The sequence below is a fragment of the Microbacterium sp. genome (genome assembly GCF_052099035.1).
Lineage (GTDB): Bacteria > Actinomycetota > Actinomycetes > Actinomycetales > Microbacteriaceae > Microbacterium.
In genome coordinates this window covers 67,026-85,256 of the sequence record NZ_JBQDSX010000001.1, presented here as the reverse complement: position 1 = coordinate 85,256, position 18,231 = coordinate 67,026, and the positions used below count along the sequence as shown (strand labels likewise).

Sequence of the window (18,231 nt, the reverse complement as noted above, 5' to 3'; positions counted from 1 at the left end):
GTTCTTTCGATAGATACCATGCGGTATATACTTTTCGGTATGAATCGTGATGAGATCATCCCCTCGATCGTGATTTCCGCCCACGCCCTCGCCAGGATCTCCGCACAGGCTGCACACAACGAGGCCCCGGCAGCTCAATGGCGCGTGCTCAGCCTGTTGGAGAGAAATCCCCGGCAACGCGTCGGATCTCTTGCTCGTGCGGCCCGCACGACACAACCGGGAATGACGCGTCTGCTCGGTGAGATGGAACGAGCGGGCCTCATCAGCAGATCCCCTGACCCGGCCGATTCTCGGGCGACGGTCGTTGACATCACAGCGGCGGGCCGAGACGCCTTCGCCGCCTGGCGAGCGGAGTTCCGCACCGTTCTCGCACCTCGCTTCGCCGACCTCGACACCGCGGACTGGCACGTTCTGACCCGCGCGGCCAAGATCCTCGCAGCGCACAGCGCCGATGACTTTCCGATGACAGGAGACACTGAGTGAACAGCACGACAGCCACCGGATCGATCTGGAAGCAGCCCGCCCAAGTGTGGGCGGTCGCCTTCGCGAGTGTCGTGGCGTTCATGGGAATCGGGCTCGTCGACCCGATCCTTCCTGCGATTGCAGAATCCCTCGAGGCGAGCCCCACCGAAACGGAGTTGCTGTTCACGAGCTACCTGCTGGTGACCGGCCTCGCGATGCTCGTCACCAGCTGGATCTCCAGTCGCATCGGCGCCAAGGCGACGCTGATGATCGGCCTCGCACTGATCATTCTGTTCTCGCTCGCCTCCGCGCTCAGCGGCAGTGTCGACGCGATCATCGGCTTCCGTGCCGGTTGGGGCCTCGGCAATGCCCTGTTCATCTCGACGGCGTTGGCGACCATCGTGGGCTCGGCCTCGGGCGGCAGCGGTGCGGCGATCGTCCTCTATGAAGCAGCCCTCGGTCTCGGTATCGCGATCGGACCACTCCTGGGCGGACTGCTCGGCGAAGTCAGCTGGCGCGGGCCGTTCTTCGGCGTCGTCGTTCTGATGGCGATCGCTTTCATCGCCGTTCTCACGCTGCTGCGTGGCCCCGGCGAGAAACGCGACCCGGTGCCATTCTCCGCTCCGTTCACAGCTCTGCGGCGGCCCGCACTCGCGATCCTCGCTGTCACCGCGCTGTTCTACAACATCGGCTTCTTCGTGCTGCTCGCGTTCTCACCGTTCCCTCTCGGCTTCGGTGCGATGGGGATCGGACTCACCTTCTTCGGCTGGGGCGTCGCGCTCGCGATCACGAGCATCTGGGTCGCACCGTGGATGATGCGGCGAATGTCGCGCACGGCCGTGATCCTCACAGTCCTGCCGCTGCTCGCCGTCGATCTCATTGCCGCGGGGCTCGTCGCGGAAACCGCTCCCGCGTTGGTGACGTGCATCGTCATCGGCGGTCTGCTGCTGGGCATCATGAACACGGTTCTCACGGAGGCTGTCATGGAAGCCACCGACCTCCCGCGTTCGGTCGCGTCATCGTCGTACTCCGCCGTGCGCTTCATCGGCGGCGCCATGGCTCCGCCGATCGCCGCGCTCCTGTGGCACGCCTTCAACTCGACGGTGCCGTATCTTTTCGCTGCGGCATCCGTGCTCATCGCGACTCTGACCGTGTTCCTCGGACGCAAGGTCCTCGCGCACATCGATGACGAGCCGACGGATGCCGCCACGGAGGATGCCGAGGCCATCACCGTCGGCGACGCGACGTGATTTCCCGCAGCCCTGATTCCTGACTTCCCGCGGCCCTGATTCGATACCGTGGGGCCATGAGTGACTATCCGCCCCTCCCCGAACGCAGTCGCATCGTCAGGGGCCACCTGGAAGCCGCCGGAATCGAGTCGGCGATCCGGGTGCTGCCGGACTCCGCGCGCACCGCTGTGGAGGCGGCCGCTGCGATCGGATGCGAGGTCGCGGCGATCGCGAACAGCCTCGTCTTCCTCGCCGACGGCGCACCGGTACTCGTGATGACCAGCGGTGGCCATCGCGCGAACCTCACTGTTGTCGCCGCAGGCATCGGCGCCGAGAGCGTTGAGATGGCGCCGGCGTCGGTCGTCCGCGAGGCGACGGGGCAGGCAATCGGTGGTGTGGCACCGGTCGGACACCCCGCACCGCTGCGCACCTACCTCGACGATGCACTTCGCGAATTCGACGTCATCTGGGCTGCGGCCGGCCACCCGCACACCGTCATGCCCCTGACGTTCGACACGCTGCAGGCGCTGACCAACGGCGAGGTCATCGCGGTGATCTGACGAACCATTCTGAAAAGCAGAAAAGCCTCAGAACACTGGCGAGAGTGTTCTGAGGCTGATCCGTGCGCCCCCCCGGGCTCGAACCGGGAACCCATTGATTAAGAGTCAATTGCTCTGCCATTGAGCTAGAGGCGCATGGCCCGGGATCATCCCCGGCCGAGGAATTACATTACCAGTTTCGTAGCCGCATGCGAAATCGAGACCGCGTTCGATCCAGCATCCCGCCGACTATCCTGAGTACGTGACTGTACCTTCTGCTGCCACGGATTTCTCCGTCGACCTCGAGCTCGCGCTCCGGTTGGCGGATGCCGCCGATTCCGAGTCCCTGCCGCGTTTCGATGCGAGCGATCTGAAGATCTCCACGAAGGAGGACAGGTCCCATGTGACCGACGCGGATCTCGCGGCAGAGCGCGCTCTGCGGGCGATACTGGCCGATGAGCGTCCCTCCGACGGCATCTTCGGCGAGGAATTCGGCATCGAGGGCGATGCGAAGCGGCAGTGGATCATCGACCCGATCGACGGCACAGCGAATTTCATGCGCGGCATCCCGTTGTGGGGCACCATGATCGCCCTGGCTGTCGACGGGGTCCCCCAGGTCGGCGTGGTCAGCATGCCCGCTCTCGGACGGCGCTGGTGGGGCTCGACGGGCGCAGGAGCCTGGACAGCGACGCACAGCGGCCCCCGACGCCTCGAGGCGTCATCGATCGCATCACTCGATGATGCGGCAGTCAGCTTCCAGAGCATCACGCAGTGGGCGGATGCCGGGCACCTTCCTGCCCTGCTGAAGATCACAGACCGTGTGTGGCGCGACCGCGCATACGGAGACGTGTACGCGTACATGCTCCTGGCTGAAGGCCGCCTCGAAATGGTCGCCGAATTCGACGTCAAGGAGTACGACATCGCAGCCGCCGTCCCGATCGTCCGCGAAGCCGGCGGAACCTTCACATCCTTCGACGGCGCCGACAGCATCTCGGAGCGTTCGTCGCTGGCAACCAACGGCATCCTGCACGACGCATTCCGCGATCTCATCGGCGCGAAGGACTGATCGACATGATGAATCGCACCCTCCCCGCCGCTCTGGCCGTGCTCGCACTCGCCGTGACGCTCTCTGCGTGCGCGCCCGAGCCCCAGCCGGCCCCGACGACAGCTTCGCCTACCGCCACGCCGTCTGCGGTGCCATCGCCGTCTCCGTCCCCCATCGAGACGGAGAAGGTGAACGAGCCCGCAGCTGCACCCACGTGCGACACACTCATCGCGCCGAGCACGATCGAGATCTTCGACGGACACGGCTGGACCTATAAGCAGAACGAGTTCCGGATCGGCGCAGATGTCATCGACGGCGGCATCCAGTGCGTCTGGGGCGACTACACCGTGGCCTCCGACCACGTTCAGGTATTCGGCTGGGCGCCGCTCGCAGCGGCCGAATCGACCCCGGCGCAGCAGAAGCTGCTCGCCGAAGGCTGGAAGCGCGCCGACGAAGACGGCCACACCTACATCACCGAGGATCCGCAGTACTCGATCTCGCTCGATGAGACAGGTTTCGGCATGACCTACGAGTTCGGTGACGGCTGGGTCATCCTCGCCGACACGAAGCAGAGTCTGATTCTGATTCAGCGCCCGTAACACGACGCCGCATGACACGACGAAGGCCCGTCCTCCTGCATGAGCAGGAGGACGGGCCTTCAATCGAGTGACAGCGGGTGGTGGAGCTGGGGGGAATCGAACCCCCGTCCAACGCTGAGTATCCACGGCTTCTCCGGGCGCAGTCTGTGCAGACGTTCTGCTCGGCTCCGACCTTTGTCACAGACACCTAAGTCGACGAGCCCAGCCTGGGAAGAGTCCCACGTGACGTCCAGACGCCATCACGCAGCAAGATTCCTAGATGACGCCAGGGTCCGTATCGGAATCACATACGGTCTGACGGACTATCGGGCTCGCTTATGCAGCGAGGGCGAAGTCGTTGCGCTTTGTTTCGGCAACTATGGTTTTGCAGGGAGCGTTCACGAGATAACCCTGCATCCTCGGCCCGCTTCACGTGAATTCACAAGCACTGTCGAAACCGATCAGCCCCGTGGTTCTTCTTGCGAAGATGACCGCTGTCACACTGTTGAATTACCAACTCAGATGCCGGAGCACCCGAGCATCACAGAATACAACGGATCCCCGACCCACGCTATTCCTGGCGTAGAGTCGCTGCCATGAGCGATGTGACCATCACCGTCCGCGGCGAGAATGAGGCGCGCATCGCGCCGGAGCGCGCCACCATTCACATCACCGTGCGCGCCGAAGGCCACGAACGCTCTGATGTCGTCGAACGCGCCATGCGCCTGGCAGAACCAGTGCGCACGAGCGCGACCGAGCAGTCGGATGCCGGGGCCATCACCGAATGGACGAGCGAACGTCTCGCCGTGCGTGCAGAGCGTCCGTGGAATGACGAGGGCAAACAGCTCGCGCCGGTGTACTACGCGAGCATCGATTTCACTGCGACCTTCACCGAAGCATCCGAACTATCGATCTGGGCGACGGAGGTCTCCTCGTGGGACGGCATCGAGATCGGGTGGGTGAACTGGCACCTGACGCCGCAGACTCGTGCCGACATCGAACGGGAAGTCGCATCATCTGCCGTCGGCGTCGCGGTGCAGCGTGCACAGGCGTACGCGTCGGCCCTCGGACTGGGAACCGTGACACCTGTGGAGATCGCCGACACCGGGATCATCTCGCGGGGACAACCATCCTCGCCGCAGATGATGATGGCGCGCGGTGCTGCATTCGCTGCCTCTGCAGACTCCGCAGGACCGGTCATGGAGTACGAGCCCGAGGACATCGTCATCTCCGCGACGGTCGAAGCCCGCTTCACCGCCTCCTGACACCGCCTCCTGACACCGTCGCGCTGCTCATCGCCGCTCGCGCTGCGGATACTTCTGCAGCGCGAGCGAAGAACAGCAGCGCGACAGGTCGGCTCAGTGGGTGAAACGCGCGAGATCCGCAGCGAGGCGCTCTGACACGTGCGCGTGGATCTCGGTACCGTGCTCGCCGTGCTCGGTGGAGAGCAGAATGCCGGTCTCATGCACCGCGGCCACCAGGTCTCCCCGGTCATACGGCACGAGCGCCCGAACCTCGACCGCCGGCATCGGCAACGCCTCATCGATCGCAGCGCGCAACTCTTCGATGCCCTCGCCGGAACGGGAGGATACGAAATGGGCCGTGGGCTCGAGCCCCTGCAGCACCAGTCGCTCGTCGTCCGTGATCAGATCGGCCTTGTTGAACACCACGATCTCGGGGAGGTCCCGCGCGCCGACATCTCCCATGACGTCACGCACCGTCTGAAGCTGTCCGGCAGGATCCGGGTGAGCGCCATCGACGACGTGCAGCACGATGTCCGCATCGGCGACTTCCTCGAGGGTTGAGCGGAAAGCTTCAACCAGCTGGTGCGGCAGGTTCCGGACGAATCCGACGGTGTCGGTGAAGGTATACACGCGGCCGTCATCGGTCACGGATCGCCGGACGGTGGCATCCAGGGTCGCGAACAGCGCGTTCTCGACCAGCACCCCCGCGCTCGTCAGTGCGTTGAGCAGGCTCGACTTTCCGGCGTTCGTGTATCCCGCAATCGCAACCGACGGAATCGTGTTGCGCTTGCGCTCGGCGCGCTTGGCATCGCGCGCCGGTGCGAAGTCGCGGATCTGACGACGCAACAGTGCCATGCGCGTGCGGATGCGGCGCCGATCGAGCTCGATCTTCGTCTCACCGGGGCCACGCGATCCCATGCCCGCGCCACCGGCGCCGACCTGACCGCCGGCCTGACGGCTCATCGAGTCACCCCAACCGCGCAGTCGCGGCAGCAGATATTCGAGCTGCGCGAGCTCGACCTGCGCCTTGCCCTCACGGCTCTTCGCATGCTGGCTGAAGATATCGAGGATGACAGTAGTTCGGTCGATGACCTTCACCTTGACGACGTCTTCCAGCGCACGGCGCTGGCTCGGGGCGAGCTCGGTATCAGCGATCACGGTGTCCGCACCGGTCGCGGCGACGAGATCCTTGAGCTCCTGCGCTTTGCCGCGTCCCAGATACGTGGCGGGGTCCGGATGCGGACGGCGCTGCAGCACGCCGTCCAGCACGACAGCGCCAGCCGTCTCAGCGAGAGCTGCCAGCTCGCGCAGCGAGTTCTCAGCATCCGCCTGCGCGCCCTGGGGGTATACGCCCACGAGCACGACGTTCTCGAGGCGCAGCTGGCGATACTCGACCTCGGTGACGTCTTCGAGCTCGGTGGAAAGCCCGCCGACGCGGCGGAGCGCGTGGCGGTCCGCGAGATCCCATTGATCGCCGTCTCGGTCTCCGTACGCGGCGGTCGAGGTGTTCTGCAGCGCCTGCGCCGCACCGAACACGCGAGCCTCGGTGCGCTTTTCGGCGCTGGCCAGCACACGATCGAGCGTCTCGTCGTCGTGGGAATCGTCTGTGGTCTTCGTCATCCTCTGCCTTCTGTGTTCGGCGTCTTAACCTTAACCCGCTACTCCGGTACGCTCACCGTATGGGGTCTGATCACTACTTCTCTGCGACCCCGGCAAGTGCCCAGAACCTGCGGACGATTCGTGTCTCGCTCGCGGGTCGCGACCTCGAAGTGACCACCGCTGGTGGCGTCTTCAGTCCCGACCGTCTGGATGCCGGAACAGCAGTTCTCCTCGCCAATATGCCACCGCTGCCGCCGAGTGGGAACTTCCTCGACCTCGGCAGCGGCTGGGGACCGATCAGCATCACGATGGCTCAGGCTGCGCCGCATTCGACCGTGTGGGCAGTGGATGTGAATGAGCGCGCGCTCGATCTCGTCCGACGCAATGCCGATCAGCTCGGACTCACCAATATCAACGCCGTCCTGCCCGACGATGTTCCCGATGACGTCGCGTTCCGCACGATCCGCTCGAACCCGCCGATCCGGGTCGGCAAGAACGTGCTCCACGACATGCTCGAGCGGTGGATTCCCCGCCTCGACGAGCACAGCGATGCCTGGCTCGTCGTGCAGCGCAACCTTGGCGCTGATTCTCTTCAGCGGTGGCTCGGTGCGACGCTGCACCCGGGGTACAGCGTCTTCCGGAGCGCGACGGGCAAGGGGTACCGCGTGCTCAAGGTGCGCAAGCACGGCAACCCTCCGACCGAACCGGTCCAGGTCGTCTAACTGAGCTGGAGCCTCGGCGCTCGTGCTTTCGGACTCAGATCAGGTCGATCGTGCCGGAGAACGTGAGCTGCGCGGGACCTGACAGCGCGACGTGCTCGCCGTCCTCGGTGGGGAACATCCGAACGCCGAGCACCCCACCGGGCACACTGACCTGCCAGTCGTGGGGTGCGCGCTCCCCCGCCCAGTAACGAACGGCCAACGCCGTCGCCGCGACGCCGGTTCCGCAGCTCAGGGTCTCGCCGACACCGCGCTCGAACACGCGCATCGAAACGTGGCCGATTCCGTCGCGCACGAGTGGTTCTCCCGGTACGACGAACTCGATGTTCGCACCAGCGGGCAGAGCCGGGTCGAGTTCGGGGATGTACTCGAGCTCGATGCTCGCGAGTTCCTCCTCGGACGCGAGAGCGACCACGACATGGGGGTTGCCGACATCGATTCCGAGGCCGGGGCGGGCGACCTCCAGACCTCGCGCCTTGGCGAGCGGGTCATCACCGGACAGCTTCCAGCGGCCGAGATCGACCTGATATCCATCGGCGCTGACGGTCACGTCGCGCACGCCAGCACGGGTGCCGATCGGGAGGGTCGAGCCGGGGTCGATCGTGGCGAGCCCGGAACGCACCAGGTAGTGCGCGAAGACGCGGATGCCGTTGCCGCACATCTCTGCCACCGAACCATCGGCGTTTCGATAGTCCATGAACCATTCAGCGGCGGGCTCCTCCGCGAGAGCCGCAGCGGCCTCCGGGAAGGCCGATAATCGAACCACTCGCAGCACGCCGTCTGCGCCGATGCCGAAATGGCGATCGCACAGCGCCGCGACCTGATCCGACGACAGCTCGAGCTCGCCGTCAGGGTCGGCGATGATCACGAAGTCATTGCCCGTGCCATGTCCCTTGGTGAATGCGACCATGCGACAAGTCTAGAGAGGATCGCAGCTCTGCCGGCTCCGCACCGACTACCGGACGCTGGGCTGGCGTGCGGGGCGCCGAACCCCCAGGATGGGGTGAGGAGGTCGACATGGGACGTCAGAAGAAGGACATAAGCGAGGTGAGCCCGGCTGGCAAGGCGACGCTCGGAGTGCTCGGAGTCGTTCAGCTTGCCATCGCAGCCATGGCGTTCTGGGATCTCGCGCGCCGGGATACGGCGGAGTTGCGGGGGCCGAAGCCGGCGTGGATCCCCGTCATCCTCGTGAACTGGATCGGCCCTGCGGTCTACTTCGTCTTCGGCGTACGACGCAAGACCCGGTAGCGCCCGCACATGAAGTTGCGATTGCGTGCGACGTCCAACAGCTCGAGGTCGAGGGCACGCGGCAACACCGGCGCGCCCGCGCCCAGGGTGACCGGAGCGTACTGAACCCATACCTCGTCGAGGAGGCCCGCATCCGCGAACTGACCGGCGAGGTCTCCCCCGCCGACGATCCAGATGTCTTTGTCTCCCGCGGCCGCGGTCATCGCTACGTGCACATCAGTGATCGGTTCGCTGGTCAGCGTGACGTCTGCGCCTTCGGGGACCGGCAGATCACGATGGGTGAAGACCCACGTGGGCTTCGTGTAGCCCCACTCGTCATCACTGCGTTGGATCCACTCAAAGGTGGATGCTCCCATCGCCAGCGCCCCCATGCGTTCGATGAAGGAGGGATACGCCATCGGTCCCTCGAGGTCGATGTCCTGCTTGAGCAACCAGTCGAGTGAGTGCTCCTCAGTAGCGATATAGCCGTCGAGGCTGGAGGCCGTGTAGAAGTGAGTGCTCATGAGCCGAGGATGTCACGGGCCTCCGACATCGGGGAGACCCACTCGATCCCGGGATACCTCTTGAACCACGACACCTGCCGGCGCGCATAGCGACGCGTGAGCGCCTGGGTCTCCGCAATCGCCTCGGCCTCGGTCTTCGCTCCCGCCAATTGCGCGAGGGCCTGCGCGTAGCCGATCGCACGCGGCGCTGTCGTTCCCCGCTCCAGGCCCGCGTCGCGCAGCTGGGCGACCTCGTCGAGCAGCCCCTGCTCCCACATCCGCTCGACGCGGCGATCGAGCCGTTCGACGAGCTCGGGACGATCGACGTGCAATCCCAGAATGCGGGTGCGCGGATGCCAGAGCTCCGGCGCATCCGGAAGTGCTGCTCCGTGCGTCTGCGCTCCCTGCTCGAGCACTTCGAGAGCGCGCATCACACGGCGACCGTTCTTCGGGTCGACACGTGCTGCGGTTGCGGGATCGGCCTCCTGCAGTCGGGCGAAAAGCGCTCCGGCGCCCTGCTCTTCCAGATCGCGCGTCAACCTCTCGCGCACCGCCGGGTCCCGCGGCGGGAACTGGAAGTCGAAGATGATGCTCGACACGTAGAGCCCCGATCCTCCGACCAGGATCGCATCGCCACCCTGCTCGTGGACGCGCACGATCGCGGCCCGCGCGAGCGGCTGGTACCAGGCCACTGCCGCGTCCTCGGTCACATCGCGAACATCGAACATGTGATGCGGGATGCTGCGTCGCTCAGCCAGCGGGACCTTCGCCGTGCCGATATCCATGCCGCGATACAGCTGCATGGCATCGGCGTTGATGATCTCAGCCGGGTTGCCCTGGGCGCGGAGCTGTTCGGCGAGGGCGAGGGCGAGGTCGCTCTTGCCCGTACCTGTGGCACCGACGACCGCCCAGATGCGGGCTTGCTCAGACACTGACGTTATTCAGACACCGACGCGGAGCGTGGGAAGACCCAGCGACACCGCGCGCGGAGCACCGGGCTCCGCTGTCGCGGACGGGGCCCCGCAGGACTCGGTCTGCGAACGGTCCCACGCGTCTCCACCACGCGTGCGGCGAATGCGCAACGGTGCACCTGCGGGATCGTCGGCAAGCAGATGGAAGGGCGCGCCGTGCGTGATCTTCACGGTCACAACATCGCCCGGACGAGGCAGCTCTGAACCTGCTGTGACCTCGAAGTGAACGAGGCGATTGTCTTCTGCGCGGCCGGTGAGCCGGTGCGTTGCGGCATCTTTCTTACCCTCACCGACCGAGACCAGGACGTCCACTTCGCGGCCGACCTGCTTCTCGTTCTCTTCGAGGGAGATGCGCTCCTGCAGCGCGAGCAGCCGGTTGTAACGCTCCTGAACGACAGCCTTCGGGACCTGATCCTCCATCGTGGCGGCCGGGGTGCCTTCGCGGATCGAGTACTGGAAAGTGAATGCGTTCGCGAAGCGGGCCTGCTCGACAACACGCATCGTGTCTTCGAAGTCCTCCTCGGTCTCTCCGGGGAAGCCGACGATGATGTCGGTGGAGATCGCCGCATTCGGCATGCGCTCACGAACGCGGTCGAGGATTCCGAGGAACTTCGAGCTGCGGTACGAGCGACGCATCGCCTTGAGGATACGGTCGCTGCCGGATTGCAGCGGCATGTGCAGCTGCGGCATGACCGAGGTGGTCTCCGCCATGGCGTCGATCACGTCGTCGGTGAAGGCTGCGGGGTGCGGGCTCGTGAAGCGGATGCGCTCGAGCCCCTCGATCTCACCGGCGGCGCGCAGCAGCTTGCTGAAAGCCTGGCGATCCCCGAACTCGACGCCGTAGGAGTTCACGTTCTGCCCCAGAAGGGTGACTTCGATCGCACCGTCTTCGACGAGCAGACGGATCTCGTTCAGAATGTCGCCGGGACGACGATCCTTCTCTTTACCGCGCAGGCTCGGGACGATGCAGAAGGTGCAGGTGTTGTTGCAGCCGACGGAGATCGATACCCAACCGCTGTGGGCAGAGTCGCGCTTGGTCGGCAGAGTCGAGGGGAACACCTCGAGAGACTCGAGGATCTCGAGCTCGGCATCGCCGTTGTGCTTCGCGCGCTCGAGAAGGCCCGGAAGCGAGCCCATATTGTGCGTGCCGAAGACGACGTCGACCCACGGAGCCTTGTCGAGCACGGCTTCTTTGTCCATCTGGGCGAGACATCCGCCGACGGCGATCTGCATGCCGTCTTTGCGACGCTTGACCGAGGCGAGGTGTCCAAGTGTGCCGTAGAGCTTTCCGGCCGCGTTGTCGCGAACAGCACAGGTGTTGATGATGACGACATCGGCTTCGGAGCCTGCGTCGGCACGCGCATACCCGGCGCTCTCCAGAGATCCGGAGAGACGCTCGGAGTCGTGCACGTTCATCTGACACCCGAAGGTGCGCACTTCGTAGGTTCGCTGGTGCCCGTCGGCATCGACGGCAGCCGGCGAGGCCGTGATGGTCGTCGGTTCGCTGCGCGGAATAGTCATGGTGCTCCCATTCTACGAGCGGATTCTGACCATCAGTCCGACTCGACGAACCTCACCCCTGTGGTCGGCGCCCCCAGCGATGCCTCGGCCAACGCAGCACGAGCGGCGGACGTGGCAACCGATCCGCCATAGCCACGACGAGCGAGCTGCCCCAGAAGTCGTCTCAACGCCGTGTCGGCATCGAGACGCGCCATCGAACGGGCCTTCGTTCGCGCGAACTCCAGCGCCCGTTCCGCATCGTCATCAGGCAGGTCGCCCAGCGCGGTGTCGATCACATCGCGCGGGATGCCCCGCTGGGCAAGCGCACGAGAGAGAGCCACTCGCCCCTGCCCTTTGCGCTCGACACCTGAGATCACGAGGTGCTCCGCGAGCAGAGCATCGTCCAGATACCCGCGTTCGCAGAACTTATCGATCACATCGTCGATACCGGCGGCATCGAGATCGTGACCGCGGAGCACCTGCCTGGCTTCGGACACCGAGAGCGATCGTGCGCGCAGCTTACGAACGAGCGCCTCTTCGGCCTGGCCCGCAGGTTCGGTTTGGCCCGCGGGTTCGGCCGGGCGCCCGGCCTGGTCCACGGTCCGCCCCAAAGCATGCGCGTGATCACCCACCGATCGCTTGGGTGCGGGCTTTTCCGCATCAGGGCGCAGCTCGGATGCGCGAGTCATCCGTCCGCCGAAGAGCGGAATGACAGGAGCGAGGCGGTCCTCGCCCCCATCACTCATTGCTCACCGCTTCTGCTGAGCATCGCCGAGTCATGATCAGGCCGGGCGACGCTGCGCGAGCTCGTCACCAGCAACGGCTTCACCCTCGGCGACGGCTCCGCCGATACCGAGCTTCTGCTTGATCTTCGTCTCGATTTCCAGCGCAACATCGGTGTTCTTGATCAGGAACGAGCGAGCGTTCTCCTTACCCTGTCCCAGCTGGTCGCCATCGTAGGTGTACCAGGAACCCGACTTCTTCACGAGGCCGTGCTCCACACCGAAATCGATGAGGCTGCCTTCGCGGGAAATTCCTGTGCCGTAGAGAATGTCGAACTCCGCCTGCTTGAACGGGGGCGCCATCTTGTTCTTCACGACCTTGACACGGGTGCGGTTTCCCACTGCCTCGGTGCCATCCTTCATGGTCTCGATACGACGAATATCCAGACGAACCGACGCATAGAACTTCAGCGCCTTTCCACCGGCTGTCGTCTCAGGAGATCCGAAGAAGACACCGATCTTCTCGCGCAGCTGGTTGATGAAGATCATGGTGGTGTTGGTCTGGTTCAGGCCACCGGTGAGCTTGCGAAGCGCCTGCGACATGAGTCGCGCCTGCAGACCCACGTGGGAATCGCCCATCTCACCCTCGATCTCTGCACGGGGCACCAGGGCCGCGACCGAGTCGATGACGATCAGGTCGATGGCACCGGAGCGCACGAGCATGTCTGCGATCTCGAGAGCCTGCTCACCCGTGTCGGGCTGCGAGACCAGAAGCGCGTCGATGTCGACACCGAGCTTCTTGGCATATTCGGGATCGAGTGCGTGCTCCGCGTCGATGAAGGCAGCGATGCCGCCGGCGCGCTGCGCATTGGCGATCGCGTGGAGGGTGAGCGTGGTCTTACCGGAAGATTCCGGTCCGTAGATCTCGACGATGCGTCCACGCGGCAGTCCGCCAACACCGAGCGCGACATCGAGGGCGATGGATCCGGTAGGGATGACGGCAACCGGTGCGCGCTCGTCGCTGCCCAGTCGCATGACCGAGCCTTTTCCGAACTGCCGGTCGATCTGAGCGAGTGCTGATTCCAGAGACTTCTCGCGGTCTGCGGGTGATGGCATGGTGTGCTCCTCGTGTCGCGTGGTGCCGCCTGTAGGCTGTCGCGGCCACCCCGGCTGGGGTGAGCTCTCCGACAAGGCGTATGGCTTCTCGGCCTGTAATCACCGTACGAGGGACCACCGACATTGGGTCGGGAACCCCACGAACCGTGGATTACCGCACCTCGAAACCACTTGTGCAGAACAATACGCGGACATCGAACAGATATTCGACGACACGCCGCTGAATCAGCATCCGGTCGCCGAACACAGGATCAGCGCTTGCGCGGCTCCAGCCGCCCCACCCCGTAGCGGCGCTCCTGTGGAACGTCTGCCTCATCGCACAGCGCGAGCCAGATCTCTCGGGGCGGCACACCGGCTTCGAGTGCCTCGGCAGCCGTGCGGCTTCCCACCGCGCCGAGCACGAGATCGTTCAGCAACGTGCCGGAGCGTCGCCCGAACTCGTCTTCGACTGCGCGAAGAAACTCACTGCGTCGCATCCGCTCTATGAACCTATCGTCGCGTCAGTGCAGCGAGAGCTCAGATTCGACGGACGCCACCAGATCGTCGGGAACGACGTCGGGAAACACCTGCATGCCTTCGAGGACAGAGAGGCGATCGCTGACCTCGCGCATGACGGTCGAGATGGGCACGTCAAGGGCATCGGCAACAGAGGCGAGGATCTCGCTGGACGCTTCCTTCTGGCCGCGTTCCACTTCGCTGAGATATCCGAGCGCGACTGATGCCTTGCTTGCGACCTGCCGGAGCGTACGCCCCTTCTGCAGGCGGAAGTCCCTCAGCACGTCGCCGATTTCCTGTCGTACAAGAATCATCGGAACCTCCTCTCCATTCCCGTCATCGAAGTCTCCCCCGAATGGATCGCCAGTCTAACCCGACTCGCTGATGAAAACGCTACTGCTTTACGCTGTGCTTTCGCTTTAAGCAACACGTCTGTGACAACGTCACGTGCCCGCCTGCTATTCCCCGACCATTCTCAGCGCGGCCGTGATCGCGGTCTGCACCGTCTGTGCCCGTACGGCAGCGCGATCTCCCGCGAACACAAATGCCTCGGTTCGCACTCCTTCGGGCCCCGAGATTCCGATGTGCACAGTGCCGACCGGTTGCCCATCCGGCGATTCCGGCCCAGCGATCCCCGTCGTAGAGATCCCGACGTCGGCGGGACGCCCCGCGACCTGCACCACCGCGCGTACGCCGGTTGCCATCTGCGCCGCGACGTCAGCGTGCACCGGGCCGTGCTCCTCGAGCAGAGAGGCATCCACTCCGAGCAGCGTCGCCTTCACCGGTGTCGCGTATGCGACCACCGCGCCCAGCAGCGTCGCGGACGCTCCCGGTACCGAGACGATCTCCGCTGCCAGGGCCCCGCCAGTGAGCGACTCCGCGATACCGAGGGTCCAGCCGCGTTCGCTCAGCGCTGTGACGAGCCGTGCGGCATCGCTCATGACCGGCCAGCGCGCGTGCCGCGCACCTGCGAGACCACGTAGTCGATCCCACTGGCGACCGTGAGCACGAGTGTCGCGTACATCAGCACGATGCCGATGCCGGTCCACCAGTCCATGCCGAAGACCTGGTGCAGCGGAAGCAGCCACCAGCTCAACGCGACACCCTGCACCGCGGTCTTCACCTTGCCCATCCATGCGGCGGCGACGATGTGGTTGCTGGCCACGATGAAGCGATGGACAGTGATCCCCCATTCGCGGATCAGGATCACGATGACCACCCACCACGGCCATTCGGCCAGAATCGCCAGTCCGACGAAGCCAGTCCCGGTGAGAAGTTTGTCGGCCAGAGGATCCCAGAGCTTGCCGAAATCGCTCACGATGTCGTACTTGCGGGCGAGGTAGCCATCGACCCAGTCCGTCGAGATCGCGACGACGAAAAGTGCGCCGGCGATCCAGCGGACCACCATGTCATCGTCCCCGTACGTGCCGCCCAACAGGAGCAGCACGAAGAACACCACTGCGAGCGGGATGCGTGCGATCGTGATCGCATTCGGCAGCTGCCGCGGAATTGCCATCAGTCGCGCCCCGTCAGTCCCCAGGCGTCTTCGTCGCCATCGCCGTCGTCATCAACAACCGGGAGCCCGTCGAACTGCGCCTCGATCGGGTCGCGGCCATAATCGACCGATGCCGGTGCTGCAGGGACGGTCGGCGCGGCAGGTGGCGCAGCCGGAGCAGGCTTGTCATCGCCGCGCAGCTTCGCGATCACAGCAGGCAGCTGCTCGGCCGTGACCAGCACATCACGCGCCTTTGACCCTTCGGACGGACCGACGATCTCACGCGACTCGAGCAGGTCCATCAGTCGTCCGGCCTTCGCGAAACCGACCCGGAGCTTGCGCTGCAGCATGGACGTCGAACCGAACTGCGACGACACGACCAGCTCGGCGGCAGCCAGCAGCACTTCGAGATCATCGCCGATGTCTTCGTCGACTTCCTTCTTCTTCGCCGGATCCATCGCCTCTTGCACATCGGCTCGGTACTCAGGGCGCGCCTGTGCCGTGACGTGCTTGACGACGGCGTCGATTTCGGTCTCTTCGACCCACGCGCCCTGCAGACGGAACGGCTTGGAGGTTCCCATCGGCGAGAACAGTGCGTCACCCTGACCGATCAGCTTGTCTGCACCCGGCGCATCGAGGATGACGCGGCTGTCGGTGACGCTCGTCACCGCGAAGGCCAGACGCGAGGGCACGTTCGCCTTGATCAGACCGGTGACGACATCCACGCTCGGGCGCTGTGTGGCAAGGACGAGATGGATGCCGGACGCACGGGCGAGCTGGGTGATGCGGACGATCGAATCCTCGACATCGCGTGGGGCGACCATCATGAGGTCGGCGAGCTCGTCGACCACCACGAGCAGATACGGGTACGGCTTGAGCACGCGCTCGCTGCCGACGGGAACGTCGATCTCACCGGCGCGAACAGCCTTGTTGAAGTCATCGATGTGACGGAAGCCGAACGACGCAAGATCGTCGTACCGCATGTCCATCTCCTTCACCACCCACTGCAGCGCCTCAGCAGCCTTCTTGGGGTTGGTGATGATGGGAGTGATGAGGTGCGGCACCCCGGCGTAGCTGGTGAGCTCGACGCGCTTGGGGTCGATCAGCACCATGCGCACATCAGTGGGTCGCGCGCGCATCAGCAGACTCGTGATCATCGAGTTCACGAAGCTCGATTTACCAGATCCCGTCGACCCCGCGACGAGCAGGTGCGGCATCTTGGCGAGGTTCGCGACCACGATATTTCCGCCGACGTCTTTGCCGACGCCGATCGTCATCGGGTGGGTGCTCTTCTGAGCGACGGGAGAACGCAGCACATCGCCCAGCGCGACCATCTCTTTGTCAGCGTTGGGGATCTCGATACCGATCGCGCTCTTGCCGGGGATGGGAGAGAGGATGCGCACGTCGTTGGATGCAACGGCGTAGGAGATGTTGTTGCTCAGCTGCGTGATCTTCTCGACCTTGACGCCGTGGCCGACCTCGACCTCGTACTGGGTCACCGTCGGACCGCGCGAGAAGCCGGTCACCTTCGCGTCGACCTTGAACTGCGTGAAGACTCCGGTGATCTGTTCGATCACGCGATCCGTGGCGTCAGATCGGACGACGGGTGGTGGACCTTCGCGGAGGACGGTCGTGGAGGGCAGCACATACGGGGCGCTCGGCGCCTGCGGACCGCGCTCCCCCGGACCTTCGGTGCCGAACCCGGAGAGTCCGGGCAGCTCAGGCTGTTCACCGGTGTCGCCGAAATCATCGAGGAGGGCCGTGCCGCCACTGCCGGCGAGACCTGCCATGACGCCCTCGACATCGGTGAGGACCTCGGTTGCAGCATCCGAGGGGTCGGCAAGAATGACCGCCTGGTCGTATGCCGTGTTGTCCGTAGGCGAATCATTGCTCGGCGTGAGCAGCTCAGTGAGGTCTTGCGAACCGATCCCCTCGTCAGGATCCTCTTCGCGTCCGGTCTTGTTCCGCCGCCACCAGGGCAGCGAGTCGTCTGCGATGTCATCGGCCGCGTCGTCGGCAGCGGGCTCGGTCCGCGGGTCCCGGCTCACGCGCTCCGCATCGAACATCCACGCATACAGGTCGCCCAGTCGCGAGCCGATTCTGTTCGGCGGCGTCTTGGTGATGATGAGGATGCTGAGCACTGCCAGCAGCACCAGCACGATGTACGCCACGATGTCGGTCAAATAGGTCAGCGGCTGACCCAGCATCCACCCGAACAGACCGCCAGCAGCACTGAGTGCGGGCATGCCCAGCTTCGGCTCCGGCTGGCCACCGGCGACATGGCAGATACCCGCAATCGAGAGGACGAACAGGCCGAAGCCGATTCCGATTCTTCCGTTGTCATGCACGGACGACGGATGCCGGAAGAGCCAGCCCGCGAGGATCAGGAGCAGCACCGGCATCAGGAACGCGGTACGGCCGACAAGCCCGCCCACCGTATAGGCGCTGATGTTCTGAGCGACTTCATTGCCGATGAAGAACCACTCATCGACCGCGCCCAGGCAGGCGAGGATCACCAGCAGAAGCGGGAATCCGTCGCGGCGCTGATCCTTCTCGAGAGATTCGGGGCCGAATGCGCGGAACAGTCCGCCGACGCCGTGCGCCAACCCGCCCCATGCGCGCACGGCCACCGGCGGCTTGTCGATGTCATCGATGTACTTCTTCGGTGCCGCCGCCGTCTTGGCCCGTGAGCGCGCAGGGGTCTTCTCGGACGCGCGCGCGGTCTTCGTAGTGCTCCTGGCCATACTCACAGACTACGGTCGGGCACCGACATCGCCGCGTAATGAC

20 protein-coding genes, 1 tRNA gene and 1 other RNA gene are annotated in these 18,231 nt (G+C 64.9%); 8 read left to right on the top strand and 14 right to left on the bottom strand.

What is annotated here, in order from left to right; all coding sequences use genetic code 11:
* The first annotated feature begins 39 nt into the window (after nt 1-39).
* The 3 genes from ACTIAO_RS00435 to ACTIAO_RS00425 are packed head-to-tail and all read left to right on the top strand — an operon-like array spanning nt 40 to nt 2,251.
* Nucleotides 40-483 carry a MarR family winged helix-turn-helix transcriptional regulator gene (locus ACTIAO_RS00435; RefSeq protein WP_441904374.1) on the top strand — a complete coding sequence of 148 codons (444 nt, stop codon included), beginning with the start codon at nt 40-42 and terminating at the stop codon, nt 481-483.
* The gene (locus ACTIAO_RS00430; protein ID WP_441904373.1) at nt 480-1,712 is read left to right on the top strand and encodes an MFS transporter; all 1,233 of its coding nucleotides are present in this window, start codon (nt 480-482) and stop codon (nt 1,710-1,712) included. Before ACTIAO_RS00435 ends, ACTIAO_RS00430 begins: the two co-directional genes overlap by 4 nt.
* 56 nt (nt 1,713-1,768) lie before the next feature.
* A complete protein-coding gene (locus tag ACTIAO_RS00425) occupies nt 1,769-2,251 on the top strand; it encodes a YbaK/EbsC family protein (protein ID WP_441904372.1) in 483 nt (160 codons plus the stop codon).
* 63 nt (nt 2,252-2,314) lie between these two features.
* Here ACTIAO_RS00425 and ACTIAO_RS00420 read toward each other — a convergent pair.
* Nucleotides 2,315-2,386 (bottom strand) — tRNA-Lys (locus ACTIAO_RS00420).
* A 106-nt stretch (nt 2,387-2,492) separates the two neighbouring features.
* On the opposite strand from ACTIAO_RS00420, the gene ACTIAO_RS00415 reads away from it, so the two are divergent.
* Both ACTIAO_RS00415 and ACTIAO_RS00410 read left to right on the top strand, forming a co-directional pair.
* Nucleotides 2,493-3,296 (top strand): inositol monophosphatase family protein, encoded by an 804-nt coding sequence (locus ACTIAO_RS00415; protein WP_441904371.1) that lies wholly within the window; start codon nt 2,493-2,495, stop codon nt 3,294-3,296.
* A 5-nt stretch (nt 3,297-3,301) separates the two neighbouring features.
* Nucleotides 3,302-3,874: a hypothetical protein gene (locus ACTIAO_RS00410; protein ID WP_441904370.1), complete on the top strand. Its 573-nt coding sequence runs from the start codon at nt 3,302-3,304 to the stop codon at nt 3,872-3,874.
* A 78-nt stretch (nt 3,875-3,952) separates the two neighbouring features.
* Here ACTIAO_RS00410 and ssrA read toward each other — a convergent pair.
* Nucleotides 3,953-4,322, bottom strand: a transfer-messenger RNA (tmRNA) gene (ssrA, locus tag ACTIAO_RS00405).
* 127 nt (nt 4,323-4,449) lie between these two features.
* On the opposite strand from ssrA, the gene ACTIAO_RS00400 reads away from it, so the two are divergent.
* A complete protein-coding gene (locus ACTIAO_RS00400) occupies nt 4,450-5,118 on the top strand; it encodes an SIMPL domain-containing protein (RefSeq protein WP_441904369.1) in 669 nt (222 codons plus the stop codon).
* A gap of 93 nt (nt 5,119-5,211) precedes the next feature.
* Here the strand turns inward: ACTIAO_RS00400 and hflX are convergent, their stop codons facing one another.
* Entirely contained in the window at nt 5,212-6,717 is a 1,506-nt protein-coding gene (gene hflX / locus ACTIAO_RS00395) for a GTPase HflX (protein WP_441904368.1), read from the bottom strand.
* Nucleotides 6,718-6,776: 59 nt separating this feature from the next.
* On the opposite strand from hflX, the gene ACTIAO_RS00390 reads away from it, so the two are divergent.
* Nucleotides 6,777-7,418, top strand: coding sequence for a class I SAM-dependent methyltransferase (locus ACTIAO_RS00390; RefSeq protein WP_441904367.1), 642 nt, complete (start codon nt 6,777-6,779; stop codon nt 7,416-7,418).
* A gap of 34 nt (nt 7,419-7,452) precedes the next feature.
* On the opposite strand, the gene dapF is transcribed toward ACTIAO_RS00390, so the two are convergent.
* Nucleotides 7,453-8,325 carry a diaminopimelate epimerase gene (gene dapF, locus ACTIAO_RS00385; RefSeq protein ID WP_441904366.1) on the bottom strand — a complete coding sequence of 291 codons (873 nt, stop codon included), beginning with the start codon at nt 8,323-8,325 and terminating at the stop codon, nt 7,453-7,455.
* 107 nt (nt 8,326-8,432) lie between these two features.
* On the opposite strand from dapF, the gene ACTIAO_RS00380 reads away from it, so the two are divergent.
* A complete protein-coding gene (locus ACTIAO_RS00380) occupies nt 8,433-8,663 on the top strand; it encodes a PLD nuclease N-terminal domain-containing protein (RefSeq protein WP_441904365.1) in 231 nt (76 codons plus the stop codon).
* Here the strand turns inward: ACTIAO_RS00380 and ACTIAO_RS00375 are convergent.
* The 10 genes from ACTIAO_RS00375 to ACTIAO_RS00330 all read right to left on the bottom strand — a co-directional run bounded on the left by ACTIAO_RS00375 (nt 8,627) and on the right by ACTIAO_RS00330 (nt 18,188).
* Nucleotides 8,627-9,166 (bottom strand): dihydrofolate reductase family protein, encoded by a 540-nt coding sequence (locus tag ACTIAO_RS00375; RefSeq protein ID WP_441904364.1) that lies wholly within the window; start codon nt 9,164-9,166, stop codon nt 8,627-8,629. The two genes, ACTIAO_RS00380 and ACTIAO_RS00375, sit on opposite strands and share 37 nt — an antisense overlap.
* Entirely contained in the window at nt 9,163-10,086 is a 924-nt protein-coding gene (miaA, locus tag ACTIAO_RS00370; protein ID WP_441904513.1) for a tRNA (adenosine(37)-N6)-dimethylallyltransferase MiaA, read from the bottom strand. Before miaA ends, ACTIAO_RS00375 begins: the two co-directional genes overlap by 4 nt.
* Nucleotides 10,087-11,637 (bottom strand): tRNA (N6-isopentenyl adenosine(37)-C2)-methylthiotransferase MiaB, encoded by a 1,551-nt coding sequence (miaB, locus tag ACTIAO_RS00365; protein ID WP_441904363.1) that lies wholly within the window; start codon nt 11,635-11,637, stop codon nt 10,087-10,089.
* Between the two features lie 32 nt (nt 11,638-11,669).
* Nucleotides 11,670-12,362, bottom strand: coding sequence for a regulatory protein RecX (locus ACTIAO_RS00360; protein ID WP_441904362.1), 693 nt, complete (start codon nt 12,360-12,362; stop codon nt 11,670-11,672).
* Between the two features lie 36 nt (nt 12,363-12,398).
* Nucleotides 12,399-13,454, bottom strand: coding sequence for a recombinase RecA (gene recA / locus ACTIAO_RS00355; RefSeq protein WP_441904361.1), 1,056 nt, complete (start codon nt 13,452-13,454; stop codon nt 12,399-12,401).
* Nucleotides 13,455-13,705: 251 nt separating this feature from the next.
* Nucleotides 13,706-13,930: a DUF3046 domain-containing protein gene (locus tag ACTIAO_RS00350; RefSeq protein WP_441904360.1), complete on the bottom strand. Its 225-nt coding sequence runs from the start codon at nt 13,928-13,930 to the stop codon at nt 13,706-13,708.
* A 24-nt stretch (nt 13,931-13,954) separates the two neighbouring features.
* Nucleotides 13,955-14,263, bottom strand: a complete 309-nt coding sequence (locus ACTIAO_RS00345) for a helix-turn-helix domain-containing protein (protein ID WP_441904359.1) — start codon at nt 14,261-14,263, stop codon at nt 13,955-13,957.
* Between the two features lie 144 nt (nt 14,264-14,407).
* Nucleotides 14,408-14,890, bottom strand: coding sequence for a CinA family protein (locus ACTIAO_RS00340; RefSeq protein WP_441904358.1), 483 nt, complete (start codon nt 14,888-14,890; stop codon nt 14,408-14,410).
* Nucleotides 14,887-15,465, bottom strand: coding sequence for a CDP-diacylglycerol--glycerol-3-phosphate 3-phosphatidyltransferase (pgsA, locus tag ACTIAO_RS00335; RefSeq protein WP_441904357.1), 579 nt, complete (start codon nt 15,463-15,465; stop codon nt 14,887-14,889). The genes ACTIAO_RS00340 and pgsA overlap by 4 nt, the downstream gene beginning before the upstream one ends.
* Nucleotides 15,465-18,188, bottom strand: a complete 2,724-nt coding sequence (locus tag ACTIAO_RS00330; protein ID WP_441904356.1) for a DNA translocase FtsK — start codon at nt 18,186-18,188, stop codon at nt 15,465-15,467. The genes pgsA and ACTIAO_RS00330 overlap by 1 nt, the downstream gene beginning before the upstream one ends.
* Nucleotides 18,189-18,231 lie beyond the last annotated feature (43 nt).

Bases quoted from the DNA above. Each gene is read 5' to 3' on its own strand.
- ACTIAO_RS00435 (WP_441904374.1), top strand. From the start codon at position 40: ATGAATCGTGATGAGATCATCCCCTCGATCGTGATTTCCGCCCACGCC.
- ACTIAO_RS00425 (WP_441904372.1), top strand. From the start codon at position 1,769: ATGAGTGACTATCCGCCCCTCCCCGAACGCAGTCGCATCGTCAGGGGC.
- ACTIAO_RS00410 (WP_441904370.1), top strand. From the start codon at position 3,302: ATGATGAATCGCACCCTCCCCGCCGCTCTGGCCGTGCTCGCACTCGCC.
- ACTIAO_RS00400 (WP_441904369.1), top strand. From the start codon at position 4,450: ATGAGCGATGTGACCATCACCGTCCGCGGCGAGAATGAGGCGCGCATC.
- hflX (WP_441904368.1), bottom strand. From the start codon at position 6,717: ATGACGAAGACCACAGACGATTCCCACGACGACGAGACGCTCGATCGT.
- ACTIAO_RS00390 (WP_441904367.1), top strand. From the start codon at position 6,777: ATGGGGTCTGATCACTACTTCTCTGCGACCCCGGCAAGTGCCCAGAAC.
- dapF (WP_441904366.1), bottom strand. From the start codon at position 8,325: ATGGTCGCATTCACCAAGGGACATGGCACGGGCAATGACTTCGTGATC.
- ACTIAO_RS00380 (WP_441904365.1), top strand. From the start codon at position 8,433: ATGGGACGTCAGAAGAAGGACATAAGCGAGGTGAGCCCGGCTGGCAAG.
- ACTIAO_RS00375 (WP_441904364.1), bottom strand. From the start codon at position 9,166: ATGAGCACTCACTTCTACACGGCCTCCAGCCTCGACGGCTATATCGCT.
- miaB (WP_441904363.1), bottom strand. From the start codon at position 11,637: ATGACTATTCCGCGCAGCGAACCGACGACCATCACGGCCTCGCCGGCT.
- ACTIAO_RS00360 (WP_441904362.1), bottom strand. From the start codon at position 12,362: ATGAGTGATGGGGGCGAGGACCGCCTCGCTCCTGTCATTCCGCTCTTC.
- recA (WP_441904361.1), bottom strand. From the start codon at position 13,454: ATGCCATCACCCGCAGACCGCGAGAAGTCTCTGGAATCAGCACTCGCT.
- ACTIAO_RS00350 (WP_441904360.1), bottom strand. From the start codon at position 13,930: ATGCGACGCAGTGAGTTTCTTCGCGCAGTCGAAGACGAGTTCGGGCGA.
- ACTIAO_RS00345 (WP_441904359.1), bottom strand. From the start codon at position 14,263: ATGATTCTTGTACGACAGGAAATCGGCGACGTGCTGAGGGACTTCCGC.
- ACTIAO_RS00340 (WP_441904358.1), bottom strand. From the start codon at position 14,890: ATGAGCGATGCCGCACGGCTCGTCACAGCGCTGAGCGAACGCGGCTGG.
- pgsA (WP_441904357.1), bottom strand. From the start codon at position 15,465: ATGGCAATTCCGCGGCAGCTGCCGAATGCGATCACGATCGCACGCATC.
- ACTIAO_RS00330 (WP_441904356.1), bottom strand. From the start codon at position 18,188: ATGGCCAGGAGCACTACGAAGACCGCGCGCGCGTCCGAGAAGACCCCT.